At 26.4% G+C, this 22,180-nt stretch carries 26 protein-coding genes and 1 tRNA gene; 10 read left to right on the forward strand and 17 right to left on the reverse strand.

Annotated elements, in window-relative coordinates:
• The first annotated feature begins 11 nt into the window (after positions 1–11).
• The 4 genes from AELL_RS06225 (at position 12) to AELL_RS06240 (ending at position 3,289) form a co-directional block, all read left to right on the forward strand.
• Entirely contained in the window at positions 12–404 is a 393-nt protein-coding gene (locus AELL_RS06225; RefSeq protein ID WP_108559414.1) for a FixH family protein, read from the forward strand.
• Positions 405–469: 65 nt separating this feature from the next.
• Positions 470–2,554 carry a heavy metal translocating P-type ATPase gene (locus tag AELL_RS06230; protein WP_118917118.1) on the forward strand — a complete coding sequence of 695 codons (2,085 nt, stop codon included), beginning with the start codon at positions 470–472 and terminating at the stop codon, positions 2,552–2,554.
• A 5-nt stretch (positions 2,555–2,559) separates the two neighbouring features.
• Positions 2,560–2,889, forward strand: a complete 330-nt coding sequence (locus tag AELL_RS06235) for a YnfA family protein (protein WP_081560599.1) — start codon at positions 2,560–2,562, stop codon at positions 2,887–2,889.
• A gap of 55 nt (positions 2,890–2,944) precedes the next feature.
• Positions 2,945–3,289 (forward strand): DUF3147 family protein, encoded by a 345-nt coding sequence (locus tag AELL_RS06240; RefSeq protein WP_118917119.1) that lies wholly within the window; start codon positions 2,945–2,947, stop codon positions 3,287–3,289.
• Between the two features lie 40 nt (positions 3,290–3,329).
• On the opposite strand, the gene AELL_RS06245 is transcribed toward AELL_RS06240, so the two are convergent.
• Genes AELL_RS06245 through AELL_RS06255 form a run of 3 tightly spaced genes read right to left on the reverse strand, consistent with a single transcriptional unit; the run spans position 3,330 to position 4,458 of the window.
• The gene (locus tag AELL_RS06245) at positions 3,330–3,878 is read right to left on the reverse strand and encodes a recombinase family protein (RefSeq protein ID WP_118917120.1); all 549 of its coding nucleotides are present in this window, start codon (positions 3,876–3,878) and stop codon (positions 3,330–3,332) included.
• A 9-nt stretch (positions 3,879–3,887) separates the two neighbouring features.
• Entirely contained in the window at positions 3,888–4,223 is a 336-nt protein-coding gene (locus tag AELL_RS06250) for a type II toxin-antitoxin system PemK/MazF family toxin (RefSeq protein WP_164967270.1), read from the reverse strand.
• Positions 4,210–4,458: a hypothetical protein gene (locus tag AELL_RS06255; RefSeq protein WP_105912364.1), complete on the reverse strand. Its 249-nt coding sequence runs from the start codon at positions 4,456–4,458 to the stop codon at positions 4,210–4,212. The genes AELL_RS06250 and AELL_RS06255 overlap by 14 nt, the downstream gene beginning before the upstream one ends.
• A 233-nt stretch (positions 4,459–4,691) precedes the next feature.
• On the opposite strand from AELL_RS06255, the gene AELL_RS06260 reads away from it, so the two are divergent.
• Positions 4,692–5,021 (forward strand): DUF4158 domain-containing protein, encoded by a 330-nt coding sequence (locus AELL_RS06260; RefSeq protein ID WP_118917121.1) that lies wholly within the window; start codon positions 4,692–4,694, stop codon positions 5,019–5,021.
• A 176-nt stretch (positions 5,022–5,197) separates the two neighbouring features.
• Here AELL_RS06260 and AELL_RS06265 read toward each other — a convergent pair.
• Positions 5,198–6,366, reverse strand: a protein-coding gene (locus AELL_RS06265) for an IS3 family transposase (RefSeq protein WP_429697570.1) whose coding sequence is annotated in 2 segments (ribosomal slippage) — positions 5,198–6,114 and positions 6,114–6,366 — 1,170 coding nt in all. Because the reading frame shifts where the segments join, the coding sequence is not laid out codon by codon here.
• A gap of 92 nt (positions 6,367–6,458) precedes the next feature.
• Here AELL_RS06265 and AELL_RS06270 point away from each other — a divergent pair.
• Complete coding sequence (locus AELL_RS06270) at positions 6,459–7,160, forward strand: SDR family NAD(P)-dependent oxidoreductase (RefSeq protein ID WP_118917122.1); 702 nt, start codon at positions 6,459–6,461, stop codon at positions 7,158–7,160.
• A 238-nt stretch (positions 7,161–7,398) separates the two neighbouring features.
• On the opposite strand, the gene AELL_RS06275 is transcribed toward AELL_RS06270, so the two are convergent.
• The 6 genes from AELL_RS06275 to AELL_RS06300 all read right to left on the reverse strand — a co-directional run bounded on the left by AELL_RS06275 (position 7,399) and on the right by AELL_RS06300 (position 10,693).
• Entirely contained in the window at positions 7,399–7,764 is a 366-nt protein-coding gene (locus AELL_RS06275) for a helix-turn-helix domain-containing protein (RefSeq protein ID WP_118917123.1), read from the reverse strand.
• 2 nt (positions 7,765–7,766) lie between these two features.
• A complete protein-coding gene (locus tag AELL_RS06280; protein ID WP_118917124.1) occupies positions 7,767–8,060 on the reverse strand; it encodes a type II toxin-antitoxin system HigB family toxin in 294 nt (97 codons plus the stop codon).
• Positions 8,061–8,108: 48 nt separating this feature from the next.
• The gene (locus tag AELL_RS06285) at positions 8,109–9,392 is read right to left on the reverse strand and encodes a tyrosine-type recombinase/integrase (RefSeq protein ID WP_118917125.1); all 1,284 of its coding nucleotides are present in this window, start codon (positions 9,390–9,392) and stop codon (positions 8,109–8,111) included.
• A 178-nt stretch (positions 9,393–9,570) separates the two neighbouring features.
• A tRNA-Leu gene (locus AELL_RS06290) sits at positions 9,571–9,653 on the reverse strand.
• A gap of 61 nt (positions 9,654–9,714) precedes the next feature.
• On the reverse strand, positions 9,715–9,993 hold the full coding sequence (locus tag AELL_RS06295; RefSeq protein ID WP_118917126.1) for an HU family DNA-binding protein: 279 nt from the start codon (positions 9,991–9,993) through the stop codon (positions 9,715–9,717).
• A gap of 121 nt (positions 9,994–10,114) precedes the next feature.
• Positions 10,115–10,693, reverse strand: coding sequence for a class II aldolase and adducin N-terminal domain-containing protein (locus tag AELL_RS06300; protein ID WP_118917127.1), 579 nt, complete (start codon positions 10,691–10,693; stop codon positions 10,115–10,117).
• A 61-nt stretch (positions 10,694–10,754) separates the two neighbouring features.
• Between AELL_RS06300 and rsmH the strand changes: the two genes are divergently transcribed.
• From rsmH to AELL_RS06315, 3 genes are read left to right on the forward strand one after another with little or no spacing between them, the layout of a single operon-like run.
• Complete coding sequence (gene rsmH, locus AELL_RS06305; protein ID WP_118917128.1) at positions 10,755–11,657, forward strand: 16S rRNA (cytosine(1402)-N(4))-methyltransferase RsmH; 903 nt, start codon at positions 10,755–10,757, stop codon at positions 11,655–11,657.
• Positions 11,650–11,955 carry a hypothetical protein gene (locus AELL_RS06310; RefSeq protein ID WP_118917129.1) on the forward strand — a complete coding sequence of 102 codons (306 nt, stop codon included), beginning with the start codon at positions 11,650–11,652 and terminating at the stop codon, positions 11,953–11,955. Before rsmH ends, AELL_RS06310 begins: the two co-directional genes overlap by 8 nt.
• Entirely contained in the window at positions 11,933–15,016 is a 3,084-nt protein-coding gene (locus tag AELL_RS06315; protein WP_306461050.1) for an efflux RND transporter permease subunit, read from the forward strand. The genes AELL_RS06310 and AELL_RS06315 overlap by 23 nt, the downstream gene beginning before the upstream one ends.
• 27 nt (positions 15,017–15,043) lie before the next feature.
• Here AELL_RS06315 and AELL_RS06320 read toward each other — a convergent pair whose 3' ends face one another.
• Positions 15,044–16,318 (reverse strand): C40 family peptidase, encoded by a 1,275-nt coding sequence (locus AELL_RS06320; protein WP_118917130.1) that lies wholly within the window; start codon positions 16,316–16,318, stop codon positions 15,044–15,046.
• A 117-nt stretch (positions 16,319–16,435) separates the two neighbouring features.
• Here AELL_RS06320 and AELL_RS06325 point away from each other — a divergent pair, with 117 nt between their 5' ends.
• A complete protein-coding gene (locus tag AELL_RS06325) occupies positions 16,436–16,834 on the forward strand; it encodes a hypothetical protein (RefSeq protein WP_118917131.1) in 399 nt (132 codons plus the stop codon).
• A 31-nt stretch (positions 16,835–16,865) separates the two neighbouring features.
• On the opposite strand, the gene AELL_RS06330 is transcribed toward AELL_RS06325, so the two are convergent.
• From AELL_RS06330 to AELL_RS06355, 6 genes are all read right to left on the reverse strand, one after another.
• On the reverse strand, positions 16,866–17,144 hold the full coding sequence (locus AELL_RS06330; protein WP_118917132.1) for a c-type cytochrome: 279 nt from the start codon (positions 17,142–17,144) through the stop codon (positions 16,866–16,868).
• Positions 17,145–17,259: 115 nt separating this feature from the next.
• Positions 17,260–18,831 (reverse strand): AMP-binding protein, encoded by a 1,572-nt coding sequence (locus AELL_RS06335; RefSeq protein ID WP_118917133.1) that lies wholly within the window; start codon positions 18,829–18,831, stop codon positions 17,260–17,262.
• 12 nt (positions 18,832–18,843) lie between these two features.
• Positions 18,844–20,028 (reverse strand): glutamate mutase L, encoded by a 1,185-nt coding sequence (locus AELL_RS06340; protein ID WP_118917134.1) that lies wholly within the window; start codon positions 20,026–20,028, stop codon positions 18,844–18,846.
• On the reverse strand, positions 20,025–21,389 hold the full coding sequence (locus AELL_RS06345) for a methylaspartate mutase (protein ID WP_118917135.1): 1,365 nt from the start codon (positions 21,387–21,389) through the stop codon (positions 20,025–20,027). Before AELL_RS06345 ends, AELL_RS06340 begins: the two co-directional genes overlap by 4 nt.
• Positions 21,386–21,793, reverse strand: a complete 408-nt coding sequence (glmS, locus tag AELL_RS06350; protein ID WP_118917136.1) for a methylaspartate mutase subunit S — start codon at positions 21,791–21,793, stop codon at positions 21,386–21,388. Before glmS ends, AELL_RS06345 begins: the two co-directional genes overlap by 4 nt.
• 92 nt (positions 21,794–21,885) lie before the next feature.
• Complete coding sequence (locus AELL_RS06355; RefSeq protein WP_118917137.1) at positions 21,886–22,176, reverse strand: heavy-metal-associated domain-containing protein; 291 nt, start codon at positions 22,174–22,176, stop codon at positions 21,886–21,888.
• Positions 22,177–22,180: the final 4 nt, after the last annotated feature.

A 22,180-nucleotide genomic window follows, 5' to 3' on the forward strand; every position in this document is an offset into this window, starting at 1 on the left:
AAAGGAAAAAAATGAAAAATTTACTCAGAATATTACTTGTATCAGGAATTTTATTAAGTGGGACTACTTCTTTAAATGCAAAAGAGATATATTTATCACATCAAACTACTAAAGACTATAGAGTTTTAGTAAAAGTGTACGATGAATTAAAATTAGGAGATAATGAATTTAACGTTAAAATTCTTTATAAAACTAAATCTTTAGATGGAGTAAATGTAAATTTAAAAGTATATAAACCAAATGGTGAAGTAGTTGAGTATAATAGTAATAAAGTAAATGATAAAAAAAACTATTCATTTAATGTTACGCTTTCAGAAAAGGGTGAATATGGATACGTTATCACATATAATATAATGACAGGAGGAGTTACTCGAACTTCAAAAGGTTCTTTTGCATTTAATTAACGAAAAATAAGTAAGATAAGAGATATTTAACATCTCTTATCTTTTACTTTAAAGGAAAAATATCAATGACAACAGTAAAACTTCAAAATCTTGATTGTGCAAATTGTGCGGGAAAAATCGAAAAAAGATTAAATGAACTCGATGAACTTAGTAATGTAAAATTAAATTTTGCTACTTCGACTTTGAGTTTTGAACAAAAAAGTGAAAAAAATTTATTAGACAAAATTGAAAATGAGATTCAAAAAATCGAGAAACAAGTCCTAATTATAAAAGATGAAACAAAAAAACAGAGAACTTTTTGGGAACTTCTTAATAAAAAACTTTTATTAATTACAATTATTTCTATTATTTTAACATTTATATCTTACAACTATGTAAGCAATAAAAACCTTCAACTCATTTTATATGTAACTGCTTATTTGTTAGTTGGTCGGGATGTAATATTTCAAGCTATTAAAAATATAAAAAATGGTAAAGTATTTGATGAACATTTTTTAATGAGCATTGCAACTATTGGAGCCTTTGCATTGGGTGAATATGTTGAGGGGATTGCTGTTATGCTATTTTATCAAATAGGAGAGATGTTCCAAGCAGTTGCTGTTAATAATTCAAGAGATAATATTAATGCACTTATAGATATTAAACCTGAATTTGCAAATGTTAAAGAGGGTGAAAATATTATTCAAAAAACACCTGAAAATGTAAAAATCGGCGATACTATTTTAGTTAAAGTAGGAGAAAAAGTACCTGTAGATGGGATACTTCTTTCAAAAAAATGTTCTTTTGATACAAGTACAATTACAGGTGAATTTAAACCTAAAACCATCAATGAAAATGAAGAACTTATCAGTGGTTATATCAATATATCAAATGCTTCATATATAAAAGTAAAATCCCTTTATAAAGATTCAACTATTGCTAAAATTGTAGAACTCATTGAAAATGCAGCTTCAAAAAAAGCATCTGCTGAGAAATTTATCTCGAAGTTCGCTGCTGTATATACACCCATTGTAGTTATTTTTGCTGTTTTATTAAGTACACTTCCCCCATTATTTATCCAAGGAGCAGTGTTTACAGATTGGATAGAAAGAGGATTAATTTTTTTAGTAATTTCTTGCCCTTGTGCTTTAGTGGTTTCTGTTCCATTATCTTTTTTTAGTGCCATTGGTGCTATATCTAAAAGAGGTGTATTGGTAAAAGGTGCAAACTATGTAGAAAAACTAACAGAAATAAGAAATATTGTATTTGATAAAACAGGTACACTTACCCATGGAGTATTTGAAGTCACAGATATTAAGAGCAAACTATTACCAGAAGATGAACTTTTAAAACTTGCAGCCTATTCAGAGAGTTTTTCAACGCATCCTATTGCACTGTCTATTGTAAAGGCTTATGGTAAAGAAATTGACTTAAAACATATAATAACTCATGAAGAGTTTGGTGGCATGGGAATAAAAGCAATTGTAGATAACAAAGAAGTTTTAATAGGAAATACAAAACTTCTTACAAAATTTAATATACAACATGATGATGTAAAAGAGAATTTAAGTGCAATCTTAATCGCCATTGATAATGTATTTGCAGGTTATATTGTAGTAGATGATATTATCAAAACTGAAGCAAAAAGCATCATTAGTGAACTCAAAAAACTCAATATCAATAAAACGTATATGTTAACAGGAGATAAAAAGGAAGTTGCTTTAAATGTAGCTACTGCATTGGGCATAGATGAAGTAAAATATGAACTTTTACCTCAAGAAAAATTGACTTATTTTGAGAAGATAAAAAAACAGACCAATCAACCTACGGCTTTTGTAGGTGATGGAATAAATGATGCTCCAACTTTAGCAAACGCAGATCTTGGAATTGCTATGGGTGGAATTGGTAGTGATTTAGCTGTAAAATCTGCTGATATTATTCTTTTAAATGATAATATCCAATCGATAGTAGATGCCATCAAAATATCTAAAAAAACCAAAACAATTGTTTATCAAAATATAGCTTTTATTATGATAGTTAAAATTGGTTTTCTTTTCCTTGGTGCAGGAGCAATCATTGGGATGAAAGAGGCTATTTTTGCAGATGTTGGTGTGGCTTTACTTGCCATTTTTAACTCTATGAGAATTTTAAGAATGATAAAAGAAAAATAAAATAAATGATAGGTAATTTAGGGATATTCTTTTTAGCAGCTTTTTTTGAAATATTTGGCTGTTTTGCTTTTTGGTTGTATTTTAGACTTGGAAAAACTCCTTGGTGGATAGTGTTAGGGGTTATTTCTTTAATTCTTTTTGCTTATGTTTTAACCAAAATTGATGTGGAAAATGCAGGAAGAATTTATGCTATATATGGTGGGATTTATATAATAGCTTCTTTAATTTGGCTTGTTTTAGTTGAAAGAGAGAGTTTTAATAGATGGGATATTATAGGTGCAAGTTTAGCAATGATTGGAGCATTTATTATATTTATTGGAAATAAAGCAAACTAATTGGGAATGTCAAGATAAATTTTGATAGGAGTACACTAAGCTCCTTCATTTTTGAATGTATTACATTATAAAAGTTTTAATTTCTGCTATTTTAATTGTGGGTATATCAGAACTTTCAAAAAGAAGTTCATTCGTTGGAGCTATCTTAGCATCTATACCTTTTGTATCCGTGTTGGCTTTTATTTGGATATATGTTGATACAAAAAATGTAGAAACTATCTCAAAACTTTCATATTCAATTTTTTGGTTAGTTATTCCCTCTTTAGTATTATTTGTTACTTTGCCTATTTTTCTCAAATATTTTAACTTCTATATCTCATTATTGGGTTCAATATTTATTACAATTATTAGTTATTATATAATGATTTCTTTACTTCAAAAATTTAATATTAGTTTGTGATTCCTAAAATAAACAACAGAGAAAAACAAATTTTATTTTTTTATGTTGCAGGAATCCATCTATAAAGTGTAGCTAAAGATACACCTAAATCTTTTGCTACATCTTTTGGTGAAATACCAGATTCTAAAAGTTTTTTTGCACTTGCAAGTTTACTATCAGTCATAGTTCTTTTTCTTCCACCAATACGTCCTAGTTTTTTAGCAGATTCAAGCCCAGCTTTTGTTCTTTCAACAATTAATTCTCTTTCCATTTGGGCTAAACTTGCCATCACATGAAAAAAGAATCTTCCACTTGGTGTTGATGTATCTATTGAATCAGTTAAACTTTTAAAATGTATATTTTTAGAATTAAGTTCGCTAACAAGTTCAATTAAACTTTTTACACTTCTTCCTAATCTATCAAGTTTCCATACAACTAAAGTATCATTTTCTCTTAGCATTTCAAGAGCTTTTAAAAGACCTGGGCGATTATCTTTTGTACCACTTAGTTCATCTTCATAAATTCTTTCGCATCCAGCTTTTTCTAAAGCATCTTTTTGAAGTGTTAAGTTTTGGTCAGTTGTAGAAACTCTTGCATATCCTATAAGCATTAGATTATCCTAGTGAAAATTTTTACAAAGTGCCTGTATAACTAAATCATATTCTTCATTTGAAAGTTTTGCAATTTTTTCTTTGATTCTTGTTTTTGATAAAGTTCTAATTTGATTGATTAAAATATCAGAATCTTCTTTTAGATTATCTCTTTTTTCTATTCTTAATCTATATGGAAACATATCATCTATTAAATCAGTTGAAAGAGGAAGTAAAATAACAGTATCTAAAATTGAATTTTCATCATTTCCTGAAATAATTACAGCTGGTCTAATTTTTCCAACTTCATCACCTTTTTTAGGATATAGATTTACAATTACAATATCTCCTCTATTTAATTCCATCATCAACTCCAATTTCTGCAAATTCTAAATCTTGATGTTGTTTTAATTTATTTAACTTTGCTAATTTTTCTTCCCTATCAATTTTTTCAATTATTGGTTTAATATAATTATCATATTTTGAAGAGATAAAATATCCTAAAGTTGTGTGAGCTCTTTTATCTATTATCTTAGCTATATCTATAGCTTTTATTAAAGATGGTTTATTCTGAATATCTGTAACACCATAAGTTATCATTATATATCCTTTAAATTGTTTTAATCTATTATGATTATATCTAATAATATAAGATATATCAAATATTATATTATTTTTACTTGCTAAAATATTCTTAAAACTCATTATAATTATAGTAAATTAAGAATTGGTTTTGAGAATAGTTTTTGAGAATTTAAAAGTATGATTTTATGGAATTTAGGAATTTACTTTTTTTCATTCTTAAAAACCACCATTTATGAGAAAGGATTTTTATGGCAAGAATTGAATATCTATCTGAGTCAGAGATAAAAAAATTTGAAAAAGCACCAGAGTTTGAAAATGATATAGAAAGAAATTATTATTTTACTTTACCAACTTTAATTCACAAGCAAACAGTTAATTTTATAAATGATGAATCTTTTATAATTCTTACTTTAATGTTTGGTTATTTTAAAGTTACTAATAAGTTTTTTGAATTAAATTCATTTTCACCAATAGATACAAAATTTATTAGCGATAAATATCAATTATCTACTTTTGATTCAAATGTAACATTTACTTCAAGAACAATACAAAGATATAAACAACTTAGGCTTAATTAAAAAAAATGGGGTCTGAAAAGTTAAGCTAGCTTCGATACTATGGTTGTTTAAAAAGGATTATCTACAGATGTCTGTAAAAAAATAGTAAAATATGTCCAAAATGCTTATCAAAAAACACAAAAAAGATTGGTAAAAGAAATGAAATTTGGAATGACCCCGAAGTAGTAGACACTTTTTTAATCAGTTAACACCTCAGGTTGAGTAACATTTTCATTGTACCTTTTCTCAAATTCATTTGGACTTATAAAACCTAAATAACTATGTCTTCTTTTTGAATTATAAAACATCTCAATATATTCAAATATTTTATCTCTTGCTTCTTCTCTTGTTCTAAAAATGGTTTTTCTTACTAACTCTTTTTTTAATGTTTTAAAAAAACTTTCTGCAACTGCATTATCATAACAATTTCCTCTTCTACTCATACTTGGTGTGATGTTATGATGTTTTAAAAAAGTTTTATATTCATATGAGCTATATTGACTCCCTTGATCTGAATGTAAAATTACTCCATCTTTTGGAATTCTATATTTAGTATTTTTTAATGCTTGAATTATTAAATCTGTTGTAATTCTATGACTTGTTGCCCATCCTATAATTTTCCTTGAAAATAAATCTAAGATAATTGCAAGATATATCCATCCTTCATGAGTTCTTATATAAGTTATATCACTTACCCATGATTCATTTGGAGTTTGTGATATAAAACATTGTTTTAAATGATTTGGATGAGCTTTATGAATTGAACCTGCTTTATACTTAGGTCTTCTTTTATAATTTCCTATTCCACAAAGTTTTGCTTCTTTCATTAATCTTGCAACTCTTTTTTTATTTACATGAATATTTGAAGCTTTCAAATCCTTATGAATATTTCTATAACCATAAATTCCATTTGATTCTTTATATGCTTTTTTTATTTCAATAAGAAGTTCTTGATTCTCTTTTTCAAGATTTGAAATAGGTTGTTTTAACCATTTATAATACCCACTTGGATGAACTTTTAACACAGTACACATTCTTCTTATTGTGTACTGTATTTCATGCACTTTAATAAATGCGTACTTTAATTTGGGTTGCTTGCAAAGTACGCTGCGGCCTTTTTTAATATATCTCGTTCTTCTGTAACTCTTTTTAGCTCTTTTTGTAATCTTTTTATTTCAGCTTGTGTATCTTGAAACTTTTTTGTTTCTACTTCTGCTTCAGGTGATTGGTACTTTCTTATCCAATTTCTCAAAGAATCATGATGTACACCTAATCTCTCAGCTGTTTCAACAATCCCATATCCATTCTCAACAACTTGTTTTACAGCATCCCTTCTAAACTCTTCACTATATTCTCTTCTTCCCATTTTTAATTCCTTCAATTATTTACAATTTTCTCTAAATTGTTATATTAATTAACTGAATTATTTTATGTCTATATTTTTGGGGTCATTCCAAAATGAGTCTAAAAAATAAAGTAGTCTTGATTACAGGTGCAAATGGAGGTTTAGGACAAGCTTTTGTAAATTATTGTTTAGAACAAAATGTAAAAAAAATATATTGTTGTGCAAGAGATATAAAAAAACTAAATATTATTGACAAGAGAATTGAACCATTAACATTAGACATAACTAGTTCTTTTGATATCAATAATTTAGTAAATTCAATAGATTCTATTGATATATTAATAAATAATGCTGGTGTGAATAATGAAAAAAGAATATTTGAAGATTTTAATAATGATTTTGAAGTTAATGTTTTTGGAACTTTAAATATTTGTAGAGCTCTACATTCAAAGATTAAAGAAAAAGGCTCAATTATAACTATAAACTCTGTTCTTGCTTTTATGAATCTTCCAATAATGGCACAATATTGTGCTTCAAAAAGTGCTTTACATTCTATTATGCAAGCAATTAGGGCAGAATTAAAAACTAAATCAATAGATGTATTTGAAGTCTTTCCTGGACCAATAGATACAAGAATGTCTAAAAATATTCAAATGCAAAAAACTTCTCCTGCAGAAGTTGTAAAAAATATTTTTAATGATTTTAACAATAAAATTTTTGAAATTTATCCAGATGAGTTTTCAAAAAATATAATTTCTATGTTTAAGAATAATCCTGAACAGTTAGCAGAAGAATTTGCTATTTCTATACAATAGTAAATTTTATTTTTTAATATGCTAGAATGAGCGTTATATATATTTAATTATTAAAAAAGTTGTTTCATGACAAAAATTCAAGAGATTATAGAAAAGTTACCAGATTTATCAGAGACTGTTTTTAAACTACAGAAAAAGTTTATTCTCTCTTCTATTGTCAATCCTTGCTATTATTTTATTAGATTAACACGGAATTTATAACAGTCTCAACTCTCGAACTTAATTTGTAAATGATTGCTTAATATACTGGCTTAACTAATATTTCTAAAGGAATATGTAAAGCTTCAGATAAATTTCTAACCATAGAAAGAGACAAAGATATTTTTCTATTTAAAAGCTCTGATACTTTGCTTTTATTTCCAATATAAGGTACTAAATCTTTTTGTTTTAAGTTCATCTCTTCCATTCTATATTTAATAGCTTCAATTGGGTCAGGAGTTGATATATTCCAGTTTATTTCTTCATATTTTTCAACTAATAAAACTAAAATTTCAAGTTCATCACTCTCTTTAGTTCCTAAATCTGGATTTAATTCCATTAATTCATCAATTCTATTTAGAGCTTCATCATACTCTATTTCATTTTTTATAATTTTTAATTGCATGGTTATATTTCCTTTGCATTTATCTTGTCATATTCAGCATGAGTACCAATAAATTTTACTCTAACAATTTTTCTTAGATAATCAATATGAACAATTAATCTATAGTCATTACCTTTAATATTAAAAACAACTCTATTAACTTCTAAAAAAGAAGCATTTGAATATACTTTTTTAATATCATCAGGAGTTTTCCACTCTGCTTTTCTTGTATCAAGATGCCAAACTTCTAATGGAGTTTTAGCTTGTGGATGTTTTTCGTAAAATTCTATTAATGTTCTTTTGCTTATTACATTCATTTTGTATTGTAACTCTTGTTCCTTTATAGGGAACTTAAATATTTTTTATTAGATTGATATTAATTTGTCTAACCAATCAGCATACCATTGCATTAATTCTTTTTTCTCATCATAATACTTCATTTTAGATTCTCTGTTATAAGCAGCTTTGATTTTATTTGTTTCTGCATGAGCTAAACATGATTCTATAATATCACTATGAAATCCATGCTCTTTTATTTTTTCATGGGCTGTAGTTGAAAACATAGCTCTAAATCCATGAGAAGTTATTTTATCTTTATAACCAAGTTTCATAAGTGCATGATTTAATGTTGCATCTGAAAAAGGTTTTAAATTTGAAGTAGGTGAGGGAAATACATATTTACTTTTATCAAAAGAATACGGTTTTATTGCTTTTAATATTTCAAGAGCTTGTTTGGATAAAGGTAAAACAAAATCTTTATTAGTTTTCATTTTATTTGCTGGTATATCTAAATATTCTTTTTCAAAATTTACTTCGTTCCATTGAAGAAATCTAATGTTATAAGGTCTTAGTGCAAGATATGGAGTGATATTTAATGCGTAAATTGTAGATATATCTGCTTTATAAAGTTCTCCATAAGATTTTATATCTTTTAATAGTTCTTTTATCTCTTTTTCTTTTGTTAAAGTTGCTCTATGAGTAACTATCTTTTTAGCAAAAACAGTTCTTTTATCAATATCTGCAATTATATTATGTTTTGTATATCCATAAGTAACTGCATACTTATAAATTCTTTCTATAACATTTAAAATTCTTTCTGCAATTTCAAAATATTCTTTTTCTTGTAATTTTTGAATAATTTTTAATATGTCTAATATTTCTATACTTGAGATATCTTTATCTCCTATTGAAGGGTAAACATGTATTTTTAATCTATTTTCATTTAATTCGTAAGTTACAGCTTTCCATTCGCTTGTCATTAATTTGAGCCATTTTTCAGTAATATATTTAAAAGTTGTAATATCTTCAAAATCTGAGTTTTTAGCTTCAATAGGATTTATATTTTGTTTTAATTGCTCTTTTGCTTTTTCTCTTAATTCTCTAGCTTCTTTTAATGAAATATCAGGATAAATACCAAAACTCATAGATTTTCTTTTCCCTATATGAACAAAATCAAATTGAAAAAATTTTGTACCATTTTCTCTTATAACTAAATAAAGTCCTTGACCATCTGATAATTTATTACTAAGTTTTGGTTCAGGTAGATTATTCTGCTTAGCAATTTTTTTTAATTTTTCAAAATCTTCTTTTGATGTATATTTAGCTTTCTTAATTTCCGTATCTGTGAGGGGTTTAACTATTTTTGCCATTATTATTACGGTACTACTTTCATAAATTTATATATTTTATCATCCAATACCGTCAATAATACCGTTATTATTTTTATATATAGATAAATATGAACAAACATAAATAAGCACAAATAAATTAAGATGTTCTATTTTTAGGGGTTTTAAGGAAATAAATAAACATGAAAAAACAAAGTGGTGGTACCGCTAGTCGGAGTCGAACCGACACGCCGAAGCGAGGGATTTTGAATCCCTTGTGTCTACCAATTTCACCATAGCGGCATTTTTTTAGAGAATAAAAAAAGAACCCATTAAAAAATGGATTCTTTTTTAGAAGAAGAGATTATTTTGCTGATACAGCTTCTTTAAGAGCTTTTCCAACTTTAAATTTTGCAACAGTCGTAGCTGGTACTTCAACAGTTTTATCTGTACCTGGAACTTTTGCTGTTCTTGCAGCTCTATCTGCAACTGCAAATGTACCGAATCCAATAAAGCTTACAGACTCTTTTTTTACTAAAGATTCAGTAATTGTGTCTAACACAGCATCAACAGCACCTTTTGCATCTTTTTTAGATAAACCAGCTTTTGCAGCTACTGCATCGATAAATTCTGCCTTGTTCATGGATGAACTCCTTGTATAAAATTAAATTGTGAAAACTTTATAGTATTTAAGCTTTGAAATAGCTAAAATTTGGGGGCTTAAAGCCAAAATTCCAAGAAAAATAATCAAGATTTACTTTTTTTTATTGAAAAGAGCTTTTTATACTTAAAAGTCTGCAAGAATTTTCAAGAATTGCTATCTTTTTTACTAACTCATGTACGTCTCTATCATACACATAAGTTCCAATTCCTTTTATGACCATAATGTTATGATTTGATTCTTTTAGATATTTTGTTATTTCAAGAGCATTTCTTTTATACCAAGTTGAAAAATCACCAGGATTATAGATATCAATCTCACCAAAAATAGTTTTTCCAAAAAAATCTTCAAATATAATTTTATCGTGTTCTAAAGTATACGCTGTTGTATAAATAGGCATTCCAAATGCTATATATTTTGCTTCATGAATATTTGCATATATAGTTGCATGAATATGTGACTCCATACTTGCAATATTCCATCTATAATCTTGTTTATTTATATTTAAACTACAAAATGATTTTTCATCCATCTTATCAAAAATAGCATCACTTGTATTAATTATAAAATTATATTGATCGAATTTTGTAGAAATTGCTCCATGATAGATTCCAAAGAAGTTTTTACTAAACATACTTAAAGACAAATCAGAGAGTAATTTTACAGTATCTTTTTCAATCATTTTAAAAGCCCTTGAATATATTTTTGGATATTATATAGTAAATTAAATAAGGACCATTTTAATGAATATTCCTCATATACCTGTTTTATACAATGAAGTTTTAGAAACTTTTAAAAATATAAATGAAGGTTATATAATAGATTGTACTACAGGATTTGCAGGTCATAGTAGTGGATTATTGGGTCAAAATGAAAATATAAAATTAATTTGTAATGACCAAGATGATGAAGCTTTAGCTTTTAGTAAAAAAAGACTTGAAAGTTTTGAAAGTAGAGTGATTTTCAATAAAGGTAATTTTGAACATGTTATAGATACATTTAAAGATTATGATATAAGAGGTGTTTTGGCTGATATTGGAGTCTCTTCTTTACAACTTGATAAACTTGAACGAGGTTTTGGATTTGAGAGTTTAACACTTGATATGAGAATGAACCAAAATCAAAGCTTAGATGCAGCAACAGTTGTAAATACATACTCACAAAGTGACCTTGAAAGAGTTTTTAGAGATTTTGGAGAAGTAAGAGAGTATAAAAAAGTTGCTTCACTTATAGTAAATAATAGGCCTTTTAATAGTTCAAAAGAGCTTGCAGATTTTTTATCTAAAAAAATGCCAAAAGGAAAACTTCATGCTGCAACTTTACCTTTTCAAGGAATTAGAATAGAAGTAAATGATGAATTAGGAGTTTTAGAACGACTTTTTGACTCTTTAGAAAAAGCAAAATTAAAAAATTGTTTAATAGCGATTATCTCTTTTCACTCCTTAGAAGATAGAATTGTAAAAAACTATTTTAAGAAATGGAGTAAATCTTGTATCTGTCCAGAAGGTGTTTTTAGATGTGAATGTGGAAATAATCACGCTTTAGGAAAAATTATTACAAAAAAACCTATAATTCCAACTCCATTAGAGATTAAACAAAACCCACGAAGTAGAAGTTCTAAATTAAGGATTTTCAAATTTGACTAAACTAACAGCAAAAGGCGCTTTAAATATCGTTTTTGGATTATTGTTTTTAGGATTATTTATATATTTCCCAAAAATATATATAAGAAATAATATTTATTACACAAGTAAAGATATAAATAAATTATATGCACACTATATTTCACTTCAAGAAGAGAATACTTTTTTAGCCCAACAACTTGAAGATATGAAATTTAAAAATCAAATTATGGATTCTTTATTATTTAATCCATTAGATAAACTAAATAATAAAAATTTAAACTCACTGGATAAAATGAATGATAATCAAAGCAATGATTGAGTTTTCTTTAAGAAAACCTCTTTTAAATCATTTTATTCTTTTTTTTATTTTTCTTTTATCTATTTTCTCATATTTAAAAATTCCAAAAGAGATTTTCCCACCATCAGCCATGGATGCTGTCGTTATAAATGGCTCTTATTCTGGAGCTAGTTCAGAGTTACTTGATAAAATAGCAGTTTCTGAAATAGAAGATGAATTATTAAGTCTTAGTAGTGCTGATACTATCTCTTCAACTATAAAAAATGGAAGTTTTTCGATAAATGTAGATTTAAAAGATGGATATAAAGCAAAAGATATTTTAGATGATGTAAAAGATATTATTACAAAAATAAAAACCAATTTACCTTCTGATATGGACGAGCCAACTGTAAAAGCTATGGAATTTGCATTTCCTTTAATAACAGTTGCTGTTTATTCAAAAAATAATGATTCAAAAGAAGAGTTAATAAAAGTTGCAAAAGAGGTAAAATCAAAAGTTATGCAACTAAAAGATTTATCACAAGTTCAAGTTTTAGGTGAAAGTGATAAAGAACTTTTGATGATTTTAAATGATGAAAAGATAAATGCTTATGGTTTTGATAAAATTTCTGTGATAAATGCTTTATCATCTTTGAGTTCTATTTTCCCAATAGGAATGATAAAAGATAGCTCTACACACTATTATTTATCGACATTTAATGGAGAAAAAGATGTTGAAAAAATAAAAAATACTATAATAAAAATCAATGGAAAATCAATCTATTTAAAAGATATTGCTGAGATAAAATATGAATTAGCTGATGTTTCAAATATCTCTCATTTTAATGGAAATACAAATATTGCAGTTTCAATAAATAAGGGGTTTGAAGGTGATGCTATTGAATTAGTAAAACAGATAAAACAAATAACAAAAGATTTTGAAAAAAAATATGAAAATTTAGAGTTTGATACATATATTGATACTTCTATTTGGATTAAAAATAGGCTAAATACGGTTGTTTCTAATATTATTTTTGGACTTATTTTACTTTGTATTGCTTTATATTATTTTATTAATCTAAGAATTGCTATTATTATTGCTCTTGGAATTCCAACTTCATTTATGATTGGACTAATTTTTGCTGATTATTTAGGATATAGCTTAAATATGCTCTCTTTATTGGGTGCTTTAATTGCCCTTGGAATGTTGGTTGATGAAGCTATTGTTGTGGGTGAAAATATTTATAGACATCTTGAAATGGGAAAAGATAAATTTAGTGCAGCACGTGATGGAGCTTTAGAGATGTATCCAGCTGTTTTAACAGCAACTGCAACAACAATATTTGCTTTTTTACCAATTTTACTAATGACAGGTGAAGTTGGGAAATTTATGCAGATTTTGCCTATTATGATAAGTATTTTGCTTTTAAGTTCTTTACTTGAAGCATTTTTCTTTTTACCTTTACATGCTAAAGATATATTAAAAGTAAATCATGCTGAAAAAAAATCCCATAAAATTTGGGATTTTAATTATAAACTTTATGGAAATATTTTAGAGTTTTTATTAAAAGGAAAATATATAACAATTGGCTTGATGTTATTTTTGATAATTATTGGTTCAATTATGATATTTAAAACACAAAAATTTCAATTTATGCCATCTTTTGATTCAACACAAGTTTATATAACAGGTTCAGTTGGTGTTGGTAAAAAAATAGAACAAACAGAAGCATTAGTTTTAGAACTTGAAAAGAAAATGTTAGATTCAATGGATTTTAAAAATAGTATTAGTTCTGTTAGTTCAGTTATAGGAATGAAACTAGATGGAAAAAATTTACCACATTATGAAGAGTTTTATTTCCATATTTTTGTAAATTTACACGAACGTGCTGCTGAAAATTTCTTTGAAAAATATATAAATCCATATTTATCACCAAAATACGATGATTCAAATATGATTAGAACTATAAGTGCCCAAGATGTTGAAAAAGAGTTAAAAAATATTTTAGAAGCAGATGTTCAATCTGGAAAATTTGAAGAACTTAAAGTATTTGTTCCTCAAACTGGAATTGTAAAAAATGATGTTGAAATAGCTGTTTCTGGGAAAAAAGAAGAGGTTTTAAAAGCTGTTGAAGAATTAAAAAGTAGTTTAAATAAAGTAGAAGGTGTTTCAAATATTGCTGATGATTCTATTGTTGGAAATTATGAATTAAAATTTAAAGTTAACTCTTATGGAAATAGTTTAGGGATAACAGAAGAGACAATTTTAAATCAACTAAGACCTTTTTATCTAAAAGCTTCTTATTCTAAAATGTTTGATACAGAAGGTTTAGTTGATATAGTTTTTGAAAGTTCAAAAAAAGATATTTTAGAAAGTTTAGATAGTTTTACAATAAATACTTCAAATGGAAAAGTTTTATTAAAAGAGGTTGCAGATTTTATAAAAATACCTTCATATTCACAAATCTTTAAAGAAAATAGTGAACAAATTATTAGTGTTACGGCATCTTTGACAAAAATAACGTCAGCTGAACTGTTTGAAAAGATAAATGATGAAATTCTTGAGCTTAGAAAAAATGTAAATATATCTATAAAAGGTGAACAAGAAGAGAATGAAAAGGTGCAAAGAGAAATGGCACAAGCTGCTATTATTGCAATAGTTCTTATTTTTATGGCACTTATTTGGATGTTTGATTCAATTTTAAAACCTTTAATTATTTTAAGTACAATTCCTTTATCAATTCTAGGTGTTTTATTAGGGCATTTAATAATGGATATAAACATTACAATGCCGAGTTTAATAGGAATGGTTGGACTTGCTGGAGTTATTGTAAATGATGGAATTATTATGATGGATTTCATTAAAAAAGCAAAAAATCTTGAAGAGTTAGTCTCTTTTGCAAAAATGAGATTAAGACCAATTTTATTAACTTCAATTACAACAGTTTTAGGACTTGGAACTTTGATATTTTTTGCCTCAGGACAAGCTTTGATACTTCAACCAATGGCAGTTTCTTTAGGATTTGGAATATTATGGGCTACAGTATTAAATCTATATTTTGTACCGATGATTTATAGAATATTTTATTTAAGAAAAAATTAGAAATAAGCTTTAGAGTTTTTCTAAAGCTTATAAAATAGTGATACCTAAAACTTTTCGTAAGATATTATTATCTTCATCAAAGTCTTTTAAATCTTTTCCAGGTTCTAGTGTAGTTATAGTTGCTTTTCCTATAATATTTCTATATTTTCTTCCTGAACTATCTTTTAATCTAACACTCCAAACATTATGAATTACTAAAGGTTCATTATCTTTAATTCCAGCGTAAAGCATAATATGACCTTTTAGATAAACCAATGTAGAAAATGGAACTCCATTTTTTTTGATAAAATCTTTTTTCTCATTTATATCCATTTTTGACATATCAAGATATTTCCCATTTGATATCTGTGATTTAGAGTTTCTATGTAGATATTTCCCAAATGGAACAAAAAAATCTTGAGTAAAACTAGAACAATCTCTATTATTTAATAATCCACCCCAACCATAAGGTTCATCAAGTAATTGATTTAAAATTTTTACTCTATTTTCAGAAGTATAAGCTATAGGCATAGCTTCGATTTCATCCTCATTTAAATCTATATAAGCAATCTTTGCCTTTTGGTTGTCATCTTTTTTTGCGATTATATATTTATTATTTTTTTTTGGGAAAATTGTTGCTACTTTTACATATTCTCTAAAAATAGGGTCATAAATTGGGAATTTCTCTTTTACACTTACATAATAGTTAGAATTTTTGAACTCTTTTATAAAATCTTCATCAACAAAAGCAATACTATTAATCTCTACCCAACCTCCAACTATACTTGATTCCATATAAGCCCAAGCCTTATCTTTTGAAAGATGAGAAACTATAATTGGAGTATTTATTTTGATTAAAGAGTTTTGATTATAATCAAAAGGAAAACCTTCTCCTGGTTGTGTAGGGTCATAAAACATAGGTGAATTTGTTGGTAAAACTCTTACATTTGCATTTTTTAACATAATTGCTTTTTTAGGTACAACATTATATTCATCAAAATTTGAGTTAGTGATTTGTTTATCAAACCATTCAGCACTTGCTAATTTGTGATTTTCTAAATAGACTTTTTTGTATTTATAAGATTGTCCCCACATAGCTTCAATTTTAGGATATGAAACTTTTGATGAATCCCATGGTTTAAAATATTTTATAAAATAATCATTTGTAGCTTTATTTTGATTTATAAAATTGTCATTTGCTTTTTTAGAAAGTTCAACTATATCACTCTCTTTTGGAACAACAATTGGTTCTTTTACAGAACAAGCAGTAAATAAAGTGGCAATTAAAAAAATAAGAGATAATTGTTTGAAATTTTTTAACATCCAAATTTCCTTTAATAATTTTTTTTGTGATTGTAACATTTTATCATTAAAGCAACTTGTAATATTTTTAATTTAGTAATATATAGTTATAGTAAACAAAAACTTTGAAGGAATAGGGTGTATAAACTTTCTATAAATAAAGAGTTATTTGAAAAAGTTTTATTTAAAAAGATTAATATATTAGAAAAAGAGAATAATAACTATTGGAAAAAAGAGCTTCTTGAACCAATAATTAAAGATGATAAATTAACATATACTATTAAACAAATAAAAAAACTTTTGATTACAAATGGTTTAGGAGATGATAAACCTCAATTATTAGTTGAGTGTTTAAAAGTTGATTATTCTATTGAAAAGGGTTTATTTGAATTTTATTTAGGAAAAATATTGGAACAAAAAAATATACCTGAAATAGATGATGAAAAAGATATTTTAATAAAACAACTTTTAGATGAAAAAAAAGAGCTGATGAATATACTCGAAGAGATAAAAAAAAGTAAAATATTTAAAAACTAGGTTAATTTCCTAGTTTTTAAAATGAATTGGATTATTTGATAATTAAATCAGCAATCTCGTTCATAGTTGCTTCTGTCATACCTTTAACTTGTCCAGCCATTAAAGCTTTTTGAGCTCCACCATAAGTTCCATCTTGGTAACCTTTTAATGCAGCAACAAAATCAGCTTTTGTCATATCTTTGATGATTTTTGATTTACCTAAAGCAACTTTTTCTCCATTAGCACCATGACATGCAACACATTTAGCATAAGGGCTTGCAAATGCAACACTTGCAGTTAATAAAGATGCAGCGATAATTATTTTTTTCATGAATAATCCTTTTTTTTATAAGATAAAGTAATTATATATAAATATTATTTAGAGTTTATTGACTTCCATCAAGTATTTTAAGAATTTTAAAAAGAATAATTAAAAATTATTCTTTTTATTTAGAAATAAGCTCTTTTTTTAGCTCTTCTTTATTGATTTTATTTTTATCAGAAGGAACAAGTGGTAATGATTTTTTATAAATTATTTTAGAAGGAATCATATATGAAGCTAAATGTTTTTTTAGTTCAAATAAAATTTCACTTGAACTTAATTCAGATTTTGCACTGTAAACTAAAACAATTTCTTCTTCAATCTCTTCATTTTCTATTGAAAATACTGCACATTTTTCTATATCTTTTAATTCTCTTTTAACAACAGATTCAATTTCATAAGGATTTACTCTATATCCTCTTGTTTTTATCATGTCATCATGTCTTGAAACAAAATAGAAATATCCCTCTTCATCTTTATAAACATAATCTCCTGTTTGAACAACAATCTCATCTGTTAATTGCCCTTCAAGATTAATTACATTTTTTAAAATTTGAATAGATTTGAATCTCTCTTTAGTCTCTTTTGGTGCATTCCAATAACCTTTATAGATATATCCACCTCTATGAATTAGTTCACCAACAACTCTTGGTGGACATTCATTTCCATTTTCATCAATAACATATAATTCAACATCAGGAATAGCTTTTCCAATAGAGTCTGGTCTTATTTTTAATTGACTTGGGTCTAAATAAGTTGATCTAAATGCTTCTGTTAATCCGTGCATTGAATAGAATTTTGCTTTTACAAAATATTTTTCAATATCTTTTATCATTTTTGCTGTTACATTACCACCTGAAGATGCAATAATTCTAATATTTTCAAGTAAAGATGGATTTGGAAGTTTATACTCTTCTTCATCAAACATTTCAGTAATATTTATAGGCATTAAAGAGATTACAGATACTTTATCATTTATTAAATGGTTAAAGAAATCTGTTGGTAAAACAAATCTATGTAATGCTAAAGTTGCTCTTTTATATAAAGAACAGAAAATTTGATTTAATCCATAATCTAAATTAAAATATAATAATCCAGAAATTACATCATCCTCTTTTAATTGTAAATAAGAAGATACAACTCTTGCACTATCAATTAAATTTCTATGAGAAATTACAATTCCTTTTGGTTGTCCACCAAGACCAAAAGAGTAAGTAATAATTGCATTATCATGTCCATTTATATTACAAACATAAGGTTTATTATAATATTTATAAATCTCTTCAAATGAAGGTAAATCTTTATTTGTAGTCTCATAAGAGATTATTTTTCCATTAAATTTAATCTCTTCAATTGATTCTATTTTAACTCTATCTGTAATAATACATTTAATATCACAATCACTAATTATATATTCAACTTGTTCAGGTTTTAGAAATTTTGTTAAAGGAACTAAAACATAATTAGTAGATAATGTAGCTAATATAGCGATTACTTGGTCTATTCCTTTGTTTGAATAAATCCCAATTCTACTTCCTTTTGGTAAATCAAGTTCTGATAAATAAAGGGCAATTTGATTAACTTTTGTAAATAATTCTCCATAAGTTAATTTTTCATTTCCATATACTAATGCAACTTTTTGTGGATGAGAAATATTTGCATCTTCTATTAAAGTTCTAATACAATTTATTGACATAATAGCCCCTTTTTATTGTTGAGTTATACCTAAAGTCCAAATATCATAGTCATAATCCATGATAATTGAAGGATAAATATCTGAATTTAAAATCTTTTTGTAGAAGAAAGAGATAATATCTGTTGCTTCATCAAAAGTTAAAACTTTAGTGATTCCACCTGTTAATACAATTGATTTTAGTAAATTTAACTTTAATTTTATATATAAAGGATGAGCATCACTTACTTTATATAAAACTAGGAAAATCGCTAATTGCATTAAAACTCTTAAAGCTTTTGGAGAATCTTCATTAAAGATATTTTCTGTAACTTTTAAATGTGCTAATAATTCATAAACAAACTCATTGTTTTTAGCTGCAAAAATTAAAGACTCTTTTGATTTATAAACACCTAGTTTTTTGAATACAAGTCTATCATACTCATTTTCAGTTACCATATTATCCATAGATAAATCTTTTGAGTAGTGAATATCTGTTGTTGCTCCACCAATATCAATTAAAATAAATGGATTTACAACAGCAAATTTTGTATCAATTAATGGAAGAGTTTTATTTACAATATATGGAGTTGAATAGATTTGATTAGAAGTTAAATCATAAAGATGTTTTATATCTTCTTTCCCCATAATATCAGCTTGATAAAGGTTTGTTAAATACTCTTTTAATGGCTCTTCAACCACATGAAGTTTATTATTTATGATATTTTCTACAACAACTAAATTTTTTATATTTGAGTTTAAATATTCTGCATCTTGTGTTGTTCCTGCAAAAACCACATTTGAATAGTTTAAGTTTTGTAAGAAATTAAAAAGTTTTTCATCAAATACATTTGAAACAGAGTTAATTCCACCAACAATAATAACAACATCAATTAAGTCACTAGGAATTGAAGTTGTGTCTATATCTTGGTATAAAACCGTATTAATGATATTAATACCTGAATTATATGCAATATTTGTAGCAAATTTTAATGAAAAAGAGTTAGTAACACCAATAATAAGTGTTGTTAATCCACCATTTGCAGATGAACAGATAAACACTTCATCTTTTTTAAATTTAGAGATAGTTTCATTACATTTAGAAGTTAAATCATCAAAAATATTTTTGTTAAAATCTCTGAAATGTTGTTCTATATTTCCGTTGGCACAAACTTTAAAATATGTACTTCCAACATCTATTAATAATTTATTTTGGCTCATTGCATAATTCCTATATCATGGATAATATCATTTACAATTGAAGAAGCGTCTTTGTTTAAGTCACATTTTGATTTTTCATATTCAAAACATCTATCACTAATTGGAAGATTTCCTCTTTTTATGATTCTAATATTTTTATTTTTATCTCTAACTGTTACAACTTCATTGTGATTTATAATATGTGGAGAGTATGGAACATCAATAATTCCAGCTTTTATACAGTTAAATACCTTTCTCCATAAAGTGTCAGCTTTATCATTAAACACAGCTTCCATAATACTTTTTACTTCTTCTGTTAGGATTTCTTCTTCCATCTCATCAGTAATTGTAGGAATTCCATGTAACATTCCTAAAGTATATTGAGTATTTGCAACTGTTTTTGCATTTGATTCACGTGTTGGAATACCAAAAGACTCATCTCTTGTTTTTGTAATAATTTTATCAGCTTTTACCATCATAGCAATAACTGTTGAAGTGTTAATTAATGATTCTGAATAATCTTTATTTGAAGGGAAAGCACCCATCCATTGATGATAAACTAGATTTATTCTTGCATCTGCACATCCAATCTGTTCTGCATAATGTTTTGCCATTTTTCTTAAAACATTAGCTGTTACAATATCTTGAATCATTGAACCAGTTTGTGAGAATGATACAGAGAAAGATTTTACTCCCTCTTCAAGTGATAAAAGCATTTCACAAAGTTGAATAACTATTGTAATACAAGGTGGAACTAATGTTGCAGTTAATGGACCAAAAGATTCTCTATTTATTGGTTCATTTAATTTTGAGTAGTTTGCACAAATTTTTTCTACATATTTCCAATACATAAAGGCTTTATCAAGTGGAAAGTTTTTTGAATATGGTAAAAGATAAGTAATTGGACCACCTTCAATTTCAAAAATACCAGAAGCTAAAGCAGTTTCTATTAAAAGTCTAGCATCAGGAGTTCCGTGTCTTAGAGAAATTGGTTTATCAAAATGAGTCATCATTTTTCTAGTTGTTCTATATCCATGATTTACAAGTGGATAACCATTTAACATATCAACTTCATTCTCTTCACTAAGTTTTAGCATTTTTGCACTTGTTGCATAGTCGTTTAATCTTGTATTTGAATCAATTGTACAAGGTAATACATCAACATTTGCACCAACAAAATATTCATATAATGAGAACATTTTTTTATAAGTTGGAAATCCACCTCTTGGTTGAACTAACATTTTATTAGAATTTTTAAAGTGGTGAGAAATAAATAGATTTTTTGAAGCATTTTTTATAAACTCTTCAATCTCTGCAAAGTCAAAATTATCTGCATATTTATTTTGAACAATTATGTTTCTTTCTTCTTGCAGTAAACTCAATTTCTCTCCTTTAAAAATCTTTCTAATTCGTCAAGTCCAGTATTTAAGTCAACTTGATGAAATACTAAATCAAAACCATAGTTTTTGAATTTTGGCACAATAACACTTGCATCACCTTCACCAACTGCTAAGTTTCCACCTAACATAAATACAACATCTTTTAAGTTCTTATATTTTGATTTTAAAATAGGTAAGTCTCTACACCAACCTTCTGCTTCACCATTTAATGAAGAGATTAATAAAACATCAGCATTTGTTTCAATAACTGCATCTATAAACTCTTCTAGGTATGTATTAACACCAAGATTAAAAACTTCAAACCCTCTTGCTTGTAGTGATATATCAATTAGTCGATTTGCAACTACGTGAATATCATTACCTACTACTCCAATAACTACTTTCATGTTTTCTACCTAAATAAGTTTATCTATTTACAAAGGGCGTAATTCTATCTAAAGAAGTGTTATAAAATCTTTAGTTGTTATGAAATACTAGTCTATTTTTTTGTTGCAACGTCGAATTTACCAATTGCACAAGATACAAAACTTTTTGCAGTTGTTGTTGCCTTTTCAAAACCACTTAATTCATCAGTAGTTAAAGGATAACCTAAACTTCTAAGTTTTAGTTTTAAAGCCTCTTTTTTATTTTCATCAATATCAAGAGTTATTTGTCTTGGATTTACATCAAGATTTACTTCAACCTCTCCAAACTCTTCTTTTAAAGATTTTGTTAAAGTGTTCGCGCAACCACCACATTTTACATTTAATACTTCAAATGTTTCTTTCATAATC

The organism is Arcobacter ellisii (assembly GCF_003544915.1).
GTDB lineage: Bacteria > Campylobacterota > Campylobacteria > Campylobacterales > Arcobacteraceae > Aliarcobacter > Aliarcobacter ellisii.